This is a genomic window from Methanospirillum stamsii (genome assembly GCF_003173335.1).
GTDB classification, from domain to species: domain Archaea; phylum Halobacteriota; class Methanomicrobia; order Methanomicrobiales; family Methanospirillaceae; genus Methanospirillum; species Methanospirillum stamsii.
In genome coordinates, this window is record NZ_QGMZ01000011.1 from 127,733 (window position 1) to 139,339 (window position 11,607).

The 11,607-nt window shown below is 39.4% G+C and carries 10 protein-coding genes; all 10 read left to right on the top strand.

The window, feature by feature from the left end:
* Positions 1-74 precede the first annotated feature (74 nt).
* The 10 genes from DLD82_RS05835 to DLD82_RS05880 all read left to right on the top strand — a co-directional run bounded on the left by DLD82_RS05835 (position 75) and on the right by DLD82_RS05880 (position 11,567).
* Positions 75-245, top strand: a complete 171-nt coding sequence (locus tag DLD82_RS05835) for a ribbon-helix-helix domain-containing protein (protein WP_109940162.1) — start codon at positions 75-77, stop codon at positions 243-245.
* Between the two features lie 19 nt (positions 246-264).
* Positions 265-1,434, top strand: a complete 1,170-nt coding sequence (gene ftsZ, locus DLD82_RS05840; RefSeq protein WP_109940163.1) for a cell division protein FtsZ — start codon at positions 265-267, stop codon at positions 1,432-1,434.
* Between the two features lie 183 nt (positions 1,435-1,617).
* Positions 1,618-1,854: a hypothetical protein gene (locus DLD82_RS18215; protein WP_146199707.1), complete on the top strand. Its 237-nt coding sequence runs from the start codon at positions 1,618-1,620 to the stop codon at positions 1,852-1,854.
* Positions 1,844-2,704, top strand: coding sequence for a coiled-coil protein (locus tag DLD82_RS05850; RefSeq protein ID WP_109940165.1), 861 nt, complete (start codon positions 1,844-1,846; stop codon positions 2,702-2,704). The genes DLD82_RS18215 and DLD82_RS05850 overlap by 11 nt, the downstream gene beginning before the upstream one ends.
* A 56-nt stretch (positions 2,705-2,760) precedes the next feature.
* Entirely contained in the window at positions 2,761-3,885 is a 1,125-nt protein-coding gene (locus DLD82_RS05855) for a DUF373 family protein (protein ID WP_109940166.1), read from the top strand.
* 92 nt (positions 3,886-3,977) lie between these two features.
* Complete coding sequence (locus DLD82_RS05860; protein WP_181391277.1) at positions 3,978-5,171, top strand: PKD domain-containing protein; 1,194 nt, start codon at positions 3,978-3,980, stop codon at positions 5,169-5,171.
* A 167-nt stretch (positions 5,172-5,338) separates the two neighbouring features.
* Positions 5,339-6,487, top strand: a complete 1,149-nt coding sequence (locus DLD82_RS05865; protein WP_109940168.1) for a hypothetical protein — start codon at positions 5,339-5,341, stop codon at positions 6,485-6,487.
* A 9-nt stretch (positions 6,488-6,496) separates the two neighbouring features.
* Positions 6,497-7,246 (top strand): hypothetical protein, encoded by a 750-nt coding sequence (locus tag DLD82_RS05870; RefSeq protein ID WP_146199708.1) that lies wholly within the window; start codon positions 6,497-6,499, stop codon positions 7,244-7,246.
* 100 nt (positions 7,247-7,346) lie between these two features.
* Entirely contained in the window at positions 7,347-10,739 is a 3,393-nt protein-coding gene (locus DLD82_RS05875; RefSeq protein ID WP_109940170.1) for a NosD domain-containing protein, read from the top strand.
* A gap of 48 nt (positions 10,740-10,787) precedes the next feature.
* Positions 10,788-11,567, top strand: coding sequence for a hypothetical protein (locus DLD82_RS05880; protein WP_146199709.1), 780 nt, complete (start codon positions 10,788-10,790; stop codon positions 11,565-11,567).
* Positions 11,568-11,607: the final 40 nt, after the last annotated feature.

Consider the following 11,607-nt stretch of genomic DNA (forward strand, 5'->3'; position numbering starts at 1 on the left):
CTGACTCTTGTCACCTATGTGTCAGACGGATGACAGACAGATGACCGACAAATGTCAGATCATGAGGCCCAGTTATGAAGCGGATCACCATCCGGTTGCCTGAACAGCAGATAACAATGCTGGAGAAGATGGTTGAGGCGGGTGAATTTCCCACCGTCTCCGAGGCTATCAGGGATGCTGTACGTATGCTCATCGAAAAGCGGGCAACCAGAGTGCTCGCTGACAGTGATCAACTGTCATTTTAGACGTGAGGGGGATTAAAGTATGCAGAGTATCATCAATGCCGCAGTCATCAATGCGGAAAGAGAGAAAGAACTCAAGAACAATTCACAGTGTTATGATGATGATATGGATGGTCAACCACGTATTGTCATCATTGGTTGTGGTGGGGCAGGAAATAATACGATTAACCGGCTTCATCATATGGGTGTCTCCGGCGCTGAAACAATTGCCATCAATACAGATAAACAGCACTTGGACATGATACAGGCAGATAAGAGAATCCTTATTGGAAAAAGCCTTACAAAGGGACTTGGTGCAGGGGGTTATCCGGAGATTGGCAGAAAAGCAGCAGAAATGGCACGCCCGACCCTTGAAAATCTTCTAGAATCTGTTGATCTCTGCTTTATCACTGCAGGCATGGGAGGAGGCACAGGTACCGGTTCAGCCCCTGCAGTTGCCCAGATTGCCAAGGAGCAGGGAGCAATTGTTGTAGGTATGGTATCATACCCCTTTGATGTTGAAAAAGCCAGGCTAATCAGAGCTGAAGACGGCCTTGAAGCAATGTCAAAAGCCTGTGATTCAGTTATTCTGCTGGATAATAACCGACTCAAAAGTTTTGTTCCAAATCTCCCGCTGGCCCAGTCATTCTCAGTGATGGATCAGCTCATCGGAGAAACCGTAAAAGGAATTACTGAAACCATTACAGAGCCTTCACTGATTAATATTGATTACGCTGATGTCAGGGCAATAATGAGCAAAGGTGGAGTTGCCACTATGCTTGTTGGAGAATCAAAGCAGCAGAACAAAGCCGAAAGTGTTGTTCGTGAATGTCTTTCTAATCCAATGCTTGACATTGACTACCGTGGAGCTACCGGGGCATTGATCCACATCACCGGCGGAAGTGATCTGACACTCATAGAATCTGAAGAGATAGCTTCCTCTCTTACCTATGAATTGGATCCTCACGCAGATGTCATCTGGGGAGCCCGTATACGCTCAGATATGGAGGGAAAAGTCAGAGTTCTTGCAATTATGACCGGAGTAAAAAACGGCGATACCGTTGCCAAACCAAAACAGCCATACCGGGAAAAACTCGACCGCATTGAAGAACAGATCAGATACCCCAAAACCCCGGATATTGCGCGAATCAAACCCCGGTCAGTAGCCACTGCAATTGATTATGCAAGTGGACCTGACATTATGTGGATGTAAACCACAAAGACCTAATTACAACTGCCATAGTACCTTTCAATATCATTTTTCCCTTCTTCTTCTTACGAAATTATTAAAAGCGATGTTATCTTTTTAATAGTAGAAGGTCACAGGATCCCTTCGCGATTTAATGAACGAAGGACTCTTGTTCATGAGCCTTTTGGTATTGGGAGTCGAACATACGTGGATCGTGTAACGAACAAGCACTGTAGTCGAACAGATGAATGTTATACTGCCCTTTCAGGGTGGCAGGTTTCCGGATTAAGAAACCTGAAGCGATACTTATCTCTGATTCTGCCGTTTTCACACGTCCTTTTGTACATACTTCGTATTGCTTTTGCGTATGTCCCATCTCTCGCACCGGTAGGGGATACCAGACGTGCCTTTTTAATGCGAGGATTGGTTAACGATGTTGAATGAACTGATTGATAAAAGAAAAGTAACTGTCTCGGGATCTGAGGATCACAAAATAAAACGGAATGAGTATAATGCACAGGCAAGCCAGTTCGCCCGTGAACGAAATACTCTAAATAACCAGACCCGTGAATGTGTTGAAGAGGCTCAAAAGCACAAAGAGCTCCGGGACCAGTTCAACAAGGAAGTTCAGGAACTTAAGGACAAGAGAAACGAACTCAATGAACAGGCAAATGTCCTCTTTGGTGAAATTGATTCCTTCAAGAAAGAACATGGTGGTATTAAGAGCCGCAGTATCAAGGAATTGCACAAGCAAATTGAGCATCTTGAATTCAGGCAACAGACCGAAGTGTTCACTACCGAGAAGGAACGTGAACTCATTGAGAAGATTAAAGCTCTGAAAGAACAACTGCGGGAACAGGAAGCTGAGATTGAGCAGAATAAAGAAGTCAGAGAGAAAATTGCCCAGGCAAAAGAACTTCGCAGACAGGCATCTGAGATCCATGATCATGTTACCCAGTTAGCCGAAGATGCTCAGAAACACCATGACCTTATGGTAGAATGCTATCGAAAAGCTGATTCTTCCCGTGAGAAAGCAGACGAATCACATAAAAAATTTGTTGAAGCACAGGAAGCCGCTGATAACGAGCATAAACTCTTCATTTCCTGCCAGAAAGAACTCCGCGATTATGATAAGGTAATTGGCGGTCTGCGCAAGAAGACTAAAAAAGTTAAAAACACCAAAGAGCAGAAAGAAGTTCGGAAAGAAGCTGAACAGATATTCTCACAGTTCAAGGCGGGAGAAAAACTTACCACCGAAGACCTGCTTCTTCTCCAGCGCTCCAGACTTATTTAACCCAAAAATCTTTTTTTAAAGAAGTCATTTATAGGGATGAAACCAATATCTTGGTAATGGGTTTTATCCGGACATTAGTTCTCAATATCGACCGCGATGATGATATTGGATTTAAATCATCCATTGAAAGTCCGGTAATTGGAAGAGAAGCCTGTCTGAATGCGGCAATTAAACTCGCTTTGACTGATCCTGAAGACTCCGATTTAAATGCAATTTTTCAGGCAGTCTCTACTTATGATAAATTAATACAAGATGGAGAAGATGCAGAGGTTGTCGTTATCGGTGGAAACCACTTCAGGTTTATTGAGGGTGATAGAAAAATTGCCCGTTTACTTGATGAAATAATTGCACAAACCGGTTGTAATCAGTGTATACTCGTCACTGATGGTGGTGAAGATGAATATATTCTCCCAATCATTCAGGGAAAAATAACAATTTCTTCTATCCAAAGAGTTGTAGTTTCACAGATGCCCAACCTGGAAGGTACATACTATATTCTGAAAAAATTGGTAAGTGATCCAAAAATTTCAAAAATTGTTCTGGTTCTTCCTGGTCTGACTCTTCTTCTCTATGCCATAAGTTATACAGTAAACCGACCTGAAATAGCAACAATTGTAATTGCCGGATGTATTGGCGGATACCTGCTTTATAAAGGCTTTTCACTTGATGATATTGTCCGAACACAAGTAATTGACCTTCGTTCAACATTATACCGGGGTAGGTTTTCCTTTGTTACATATATTGGAGGATTAATATTTGCCATTGTGGGAGTTATGGAAGGCACTAATGCGCTGACTAATTACTGGGATGGAAGTGGCATATTTCCAATGGCAATAATATTCCTCTGGGGGGCGGTAGCCTGGTTTACCCTTGCAGCCATAACTACCTCTCTGGGATCGATGATAGATAGTTTTCTCTACGAACGCGAAAGTTTATCCCGCGCAGTAATTTTTTCCTACTTCATCTGTGCAATTGGTGTTCTAGCTTTTGGAGGAATGAGTTATACACTTTCCAACCTGGGCATTAGTCAATTCCCTGTTACTCAGGAACTGGGTATAACATATATTATTCAGGGTGCCTTTGGTGGACTTATTTGTGCCTTTGTCGGGATTATCCTACAGCATTTCATTTCAATATGGGCTCAAAAAGAAGAAAAAGCCATTATCAAATCTGAATTTTGATTCCTTTTTTTGCAGTTATAAACCTTCCAGGGGACAAGTTTAAGTTCTTATCAGTCTCTTTTGACCTTATCTGATCTCCTGGAGGGATGATTATGAGGGATATTATTCAGCACATAATTGTACTGTTTATCTTTTCTTTGTTCGTTAGTTTATGCTGCACAAGTGTAGATGCGATAACTGCTAAGGCCAGTATTGCACCAGTTCAGGGACCAGTTCCACTGAATGTTATGTTCACAGATATCTCAGAAGGAACCCCCGTAGAATGGCATTGGGATTTTGGAGATGGATTTACCGGAGATGGGCCAGGGATTATTCATACATACATATCTCCAGGAACCTATACCATTAAACTCATGGTTTTGGATGAGAAAGGATTTTCAGACACAGTTATTTTCGAAAATATTATCATAGCCTATTCAAATCCATTTATGCCAGTAATTCCAGTAACGATTCCATCTTTTTCAGCTGATTTTACCGGTCAGCCTCAATCAGGTCCGGCGCCTCTCAGTGTCACCTTTACTGATCTTTCTAAAGGAGAACCATCGACGTGGATTTGGGATTTTGGAGATGGAACTACATCTAATATCCAAAATCCGGAACATGTGTATAGTAATCCCGGAACATACTCAGTAGTCCTGAAAATTTCTAAGGGCACCAGCACCGGCATGAAGGAACGAAAATATTACATCAAAGTTTTAGAATCAGCAGCGATTTTTTCTGATGAATTTCATTCTGAAATAACTACACCAATTCAAAAAACAGCTACTTCTGCTCTTGATATTCCTGAAAGCAATTTTATACACCAGGAAGTAACTGAGCAAAAATTACTACAGGCATCTGATAATGAATGTGATTCAGGACTAACTTTTTCAAGTGAAACTGAATTATTAAATCAGAGGGAGATATTTTCACTGAAATTGAAAGGAAACCCTTTAGAAAGAGTATACCTATGGATAACACAGGATTTACAACCAGATTTAGAAAAATCAGAGGTATATCCAAGATTTATGAATGAGGATTTTTTATATGATGAAAAAACAGGACCATACACAATCGGCTCATTCATTCCAAATACTACAACCGGATTATCGATAATTGATACTATCCCGGAAAAAACAGGAGATTATTTTACTGCCTATTATGGACTTGTTGCCCTTGATAAAAATGGAGAACAGGATATTGTGATTGATACCAGTGATTCATCTCCCGGGATATACGCAGTTCATGCACTATCAGGTGATAATTCGGCATCATGTATTAAAAATTTTATATTTACGATAAACTGAAACTGATAAAACAAAAAATTAAGGATTGATTATATTATAAAAAGAGGGGAAAAATGAGAGACAAAATTCAAATCTTATTGTCTATTACGATAATTTTTATATGGTTTATAAGTTCTTTTGTATCCGGAATCCAGGTCACATTTCCAGGAATAATAGGCTTTACAAGTATGACTGATAGTATCTCAATGGGTACGATTTCTTCAGGTATGGGTTCATCGAGTAATCTGGAATTCAGTTCAGATACTCTGATTGTGACAGGCGGTACAACAAAACCAACACCAGTACCAACAATAGCGGCTACTGCCGGACCCGGTTCCCTTGTAATCCCGGCTCAATGGACACAATCGAATCAACCGGGAATTTTTGTGGACCCAATTACATCGACAAGCTGGATATATGATCCTGTTTTTATGAGATACATCGCTCCGGCAGTTGGTTGGTTTTTGATAGTAAAGGGCAACCAACTTGGAGAAGTTGAAGGATTCTATTATTACGATATTGTTGGTAAAAAATTATACAACTCCCTTACCGGAGAGATAATACCAATAGAACAAACGGGGATTACTTCAGGTGGAACTCCTATTTCCGGTGGAATTTCCGGGGGGGCAAATCCTACTTCCATACCCTCAAGTATCCCCACTTCAATTCCATCCGGCCCTGTAATTGTTGCTGGTTCACAGGATCAACAAACAGAAACAAACGGACAGTATTCAACTCAGTCTACCAATCCAAATGAGGGATGTCTGGTTGTGTGTCAGTCTTGTCCTTCCGGATATTGTAATGATTGTAATAATAATGGAACATGCGATGAGGAAGAAGGCAGTCTCCAAACTGATTCAATTGGAGGTATAGATGAAAACCCACAGGACAGTATTCAACGAGACAGAAACCTGTCAAATCAATCTGGTGATATTGATGATGGGGGATTATCTGAAGAACCACAGTCTTCAATCCACTATATGAGAGGAATAGGGTACGGTCCATTCGAGGTAATCGAATGTATTGATCCTTATCCATGCCTCTATTGTATAGATGAAAATAGGGACGGGCTTTGTTCAGAAACAGATTGCCACCTTATCAGTTGTGATAAATCAATGGATTGTATCTACTGTCTTGATTGTGACCATGACGGAGATTGTGACACGGATAAAATCATTATCACAAACTGCACAGAAGAAGAACCATGTATTTCCTTCGATTATTGTGATGATTCGGATTTGGATGGAATGTGTAATTTAAAACTGATAGATCCGGAACTGAATGCTGATTCATTATCGCAGAATATGAGTAATCTGATACCGGTTGAGGAGTTATAGGTGATAAAAATGAAAAAAACCAGACAAATGTTCCATATAACATTATGTATTTTAACTCTCGGGTTTTTAGTATCAGGAGTTTATGCATACTCAGTTAGTTCAGGGAGTTATTCTTCATCAGGTTCGCTTTCATTTGATTCTTCAAAGGGAATTTCCAAAACATCAGTTACTACTATCTCATCTCCTTCCCAAAGTCAATCACCTCAGGGCGGACAGACAATAGCACCTGCATTACAAATTCCACCGACATGGATTCTTGATATAAATACAGCCACATTTTTTGACCCCATAACCAATTCAGCCTGGACATTTGACCGGATATTGCAAAAATTTTATAGTCCGAAATCCGGGTTATTCTTAATCACATTATATCAACAGGACCAGTCAGGAAATGTTGCATACACACAATATTACTATAATCCTTTTACAGGATCTTTTTATGACATTTTATCCGGACAAATTCTCTTTACAAATCCCTTATCTATCGGTTCTCCTATTCAACCCGGAATCAGTGCAACCGCTCTACCAACACAACAACCCACCAATATAGTTGCATCTTCAGTATCACAAAGTAGTTCAACGATTGTGGCAAGTCCTAGCAGAGTCGACGAAACAAGTCCAGGAGGATTGGATGAAGCTGCTCAGAGTTCTTTCATGCCATATGAATGCCCGATCCTAAACTGCCCGGACTGTGATGGAGGATATTGTATTGATTGTGATAATGACGGGATATGTGATGAATCAGGTGAATGGATCTAACCTTTTTTAATTTATTATTTTTTTGTAAATTATTTATTTTAACATAATTTCATTTAACATCAATAATTACGTTCTTTATTCTGAAGAATAATGTGATATCATGGATGATAAAAAAATGAAAGCTCATACAGGAGATTCACATTACTATAAACAAATCATTATCCTGATATTTTTGATTTTTATCTTACATGTATGTAATAACCCGGTTACATCGGTAGGAAGTGTCCATACTGCCGGTGATGCAATTTTAAAAACTGACGAATTACGAAATCTGACTGGTGCAGATGGTTCAGGGATAATTGTAGGAGTCATATCTAACGGTGCAAAAGGTATTTCAGATGCACAAAACACCGGAGATTTACCGGATAATGTTGTGGTATTAAAAGACGGAAGAGGAAGTGAAGGAACTGCCATGATGGAGATTATCCATGACATTGCCCCAAATGCAACATTATTGTATCATGATTTTGGTGGAGGGAAGGATGAGAAATTTATTGAGGCATTTCATAATCTCATTCAGGCAGGAGCATCAATAATCGTTGAAGATGTAGGAAATTATGAGGTTCCATATTTTGAAGATGGCACCATTGCTGCAGGAATAAATGACATCTTAAAAAATAATCAGGAAATAATAATAATAAGTGCTGCAGGGAATTTTGCCGATGTCCATTATCAGGGAATGTTCCTAGACACTGGGGATGGTTACCACTCATTCAATGGATCATCAGGGATACCAGTTACCTTAAATCCTGGAGCACGGTTAAAAGTTGTTTTACAATGGGATGATCCATTCCATGCTGCAACCAATGACTTTGATCTCTTTTTGTATGATCTACAAACTAATTCCGATATCAGTCAGTCTAGCAAAGAGCAAACCGGAGTAGAAGTTGCATTCGAAAAATTAGATTATCAGAATGTTGGTGATAACCCGCAAAAAACCGAGGTAAGAATTAAAGCAAAAGAAGGTACAGGGAAAAATCCCGTCTTACTAGAATTATTTCTCATGGCTGATAAAGAAAAGGCAGAAATAGACAAGAGTTTTCTAACTCCAGATGATTCAATTTTTGGTTGGTCTGCACTACCAGGGGTGATATCAGTTGCCACGATTTCGGCAGATAATATGGAAATTCAAAAATTTTCTTCTCAGGGTCATGTGACCATATCAAATCCGGCACTTGACATCCGGAAAAAACCTGATATCACCGGAGTTGATTATGTAGATGTGACGGGATCTGGAAATTTTATGAAAAAATTTTCCGGGACCAGTGCTGCAGCTCCTCATATTGCGGGATTATTAGCACTTATCACAAGTCTTTATCCTAATCTCTCAACTGATGAAATCCTTGATGCGTTATTCAGGAGTTCTCATGATCTTGGAGAAGATGGATGGGATCAAATATATGGCTATGGTCTGGCAGATGCCATATCATTGTATACCTATTTAGATGAGAAAGGAATTTCCTCGGAACATGAAACAGATAACCAAACCACTATCACTCAGGAAAAAATTGTCACTCCTTCTCTTACGCCCACTCCTTCAAGTGAATTTATTATTACCGAATCATCTGTCTTATCAAAACCAGGTAAATATACAATAGGTGAAGATATTGTCGATTTTTCAGATGCAATAATCACCATCGGAAGTTCAGATATTGAACTTGACGGAAAAAGCCATACTATATCAGGGATTGGAGTTCAATTCGGAACAGCAGCTCCAATTCTACAGACTGGCATTCTTGTTTGGTCTTCTGAAAATGAAATATTATCTAACATCACCCTGAAAAATCTTGCTGTCACTGGCACTTATGCCGGAATATCAGTAAAACAAGCAGAAAATTTAATAATTAAGGATTGTGAATTTCCCTACAATTCCCGGGGTATTGATTTTTCAAATGCACAAAACCTTCAAATAAATAATTGTGTTTTTTCAGGTAGTGGATATGCAGGGATTCTCGCGGATGCAAAAACTTCTGATCTTACGATTTTTGAGAATGAGATTCAGAAAAACTTGTATGGAATTATTCTGGATGGAAGTAACTCATGTCAGATTCTTAAGAATACCATTACAGAGAATCATTACGATGGAATAAAACTAGACCATGGTGTTTCTAATACTAATGTTGAAGAAAATTATTGTTCGAAAAATAGAAATGGCGGAATATCACTCTATTCTGCCACAAACAACAGTATAAACAACAATATCTGTGAATTTAATAATCCGTCAGGTATACTTCTTCATGAAAGTTCAGAAAACGCTCTTTCTCAAAACCGACTCATGAGAAATATCAGGGGAATTAATTGTTATTATTCTGACCATAATACCCTTATTAACAATGAAATTATTGGAAATGATGCTACCGGAATCATGCTCCAGCCATCTGGTCATAATAAAATTTTAAAGAATCTGATTATTGGTAATACTGCAGAAGGAATACTAATCACAAATGCCGTCAGCAGGAATCAACAAAACCTGATTACGGATAATTATTTTGAAAACCAGAAAAATATTCGTGTACAGGAAGGAGGTAATCCAAATTATGTATGGAATGAACCACTTTCACCTGGAACCAACATTGTTGGCGGAGGAATGAAAGGAGGAAATGTATGGGCAGATCCAGAAGGCCAGGGATTCTCTCAGACATGCCAGGATCAGAATAATGACGGTATTTGCGATCTTCCCTATTCCATCATTACTGGGAATACCGATGAATTTCCATTAAAATATTCCGGACAGACCATGACTCCTGATGAACTTAAGAATATTAGTCCCGGGTTTGAACCGGTTACTGCTGATGACTGGGTTACAAAAGGGAAGATTATGATGGGAAGTTCCAATTATGAAGAAGCAATTATAGCATATGATAATGCAATCGCCCTGTCTCCTACTAATTATCAGGCCTGGCGTGATAAGGCGCTGAGTTTACGAGAATTAAAACGTTATAATGAATCCTTTTCAACACTTAACACAATACTTAAAATTTTTCCGGATAATCCTGAACTCTGGTCAACAATGGGAGATATTTATCTGGTAAATCTTGAACAATATGCTGATTCAATACCATTTTTTGAAAAGGCAATTGAAAATGATAATCAGGATATTCATTCACTTGTGAACCTGGCCTTTGCATATGATAAAACCGGACAATCCGAAATCGCACTTGATCTTTATCGGAAAGTCCTTGAAATAAATCCATCCCTTACAGATGCATGGAATAAAGCAGCAAATATTCTTACTCGCGCAGGTCAATATGACGAAGCAGACATGATGTATGATAAAGCTCTGGAAATTGACCCTGGAAATGCATTTGTTATGAATAATAAAGGATATGCTCTTTTCCTGGCAGGAAAATTCCAGGAATCCGTAGAAACTTTACAAAAAGCGATAAGTATTGATCCCGGATATTCTTCTGCCTGGAAAAATTTAGGAGCAGCATTAAATGCAATGGGTAAAAATGAAGAAGCACAGGCAGCGTATGCAAAAGTTGACAAATAAGATAAACTATCCACAACACTTTTTAATACGAACTTACGATCAAAGAGTATGATGCGGAAAACCGTATACATGGTGTGTGTCGTTCTTCTGGTTTTTTCTCTGACGATGAGTGTATCGGCCTTGGTGGCATGGAGTTCTTCGACCCAGTTCCAGTCATCATCAGGTTGCACATTTGATCCATTTTTCGGAACAAGGTGTGGTTCTTCCTCAAGTTTTAGCCAACAGCAAAGCATGGTAAATACCGGACCCGGACCTGCTGTAATAGCGGCAGCACCTGCTCCCAGAATTGGAGGTATGTGGGGTCCGGCATTTGGATATAACGTCTGGAATTATGGAGGTTATGTCTTCTTCGCAAATGGATCTCAAATGGAAGACGTTACTGGTGTTTGGGATACCGATCTTCTCGGTGAAATGAATCTGAAACTCACCGGAGATGACATTATTCGTGGCTCATACATGAATCATGACCACCAGGGATATGTCCAGGGAAATTTTAGTGCAGCAAATGAAACTCTGCCTGTAATGACTGATGGTGTCTGGTTTGAAGAACCATCTTTCCAGCCACCATATTCATTAGGAGTAATGGAGATTACATTCCTGAATGATACCGAACTTGAAGGTATTTTCTCTTATTCAGATGGAACCTGGGGACCCTTTACCGGTAAAAAGATCAGTGGAACATTGACAGAAGAAACAGAACAATTGCTTATGGATATGCCAGAAGCTAACTGGACCATAAATATGGATGAAGAAAAAGATTACATTGTAAGTAATCCTCTGAATGAAAATCCGATTATGGATGCGCCTTCTGACATTTCAGAAGCCTAAATTTTTTTATTTGAATATAAAATCACACCGTAAAAGAGAA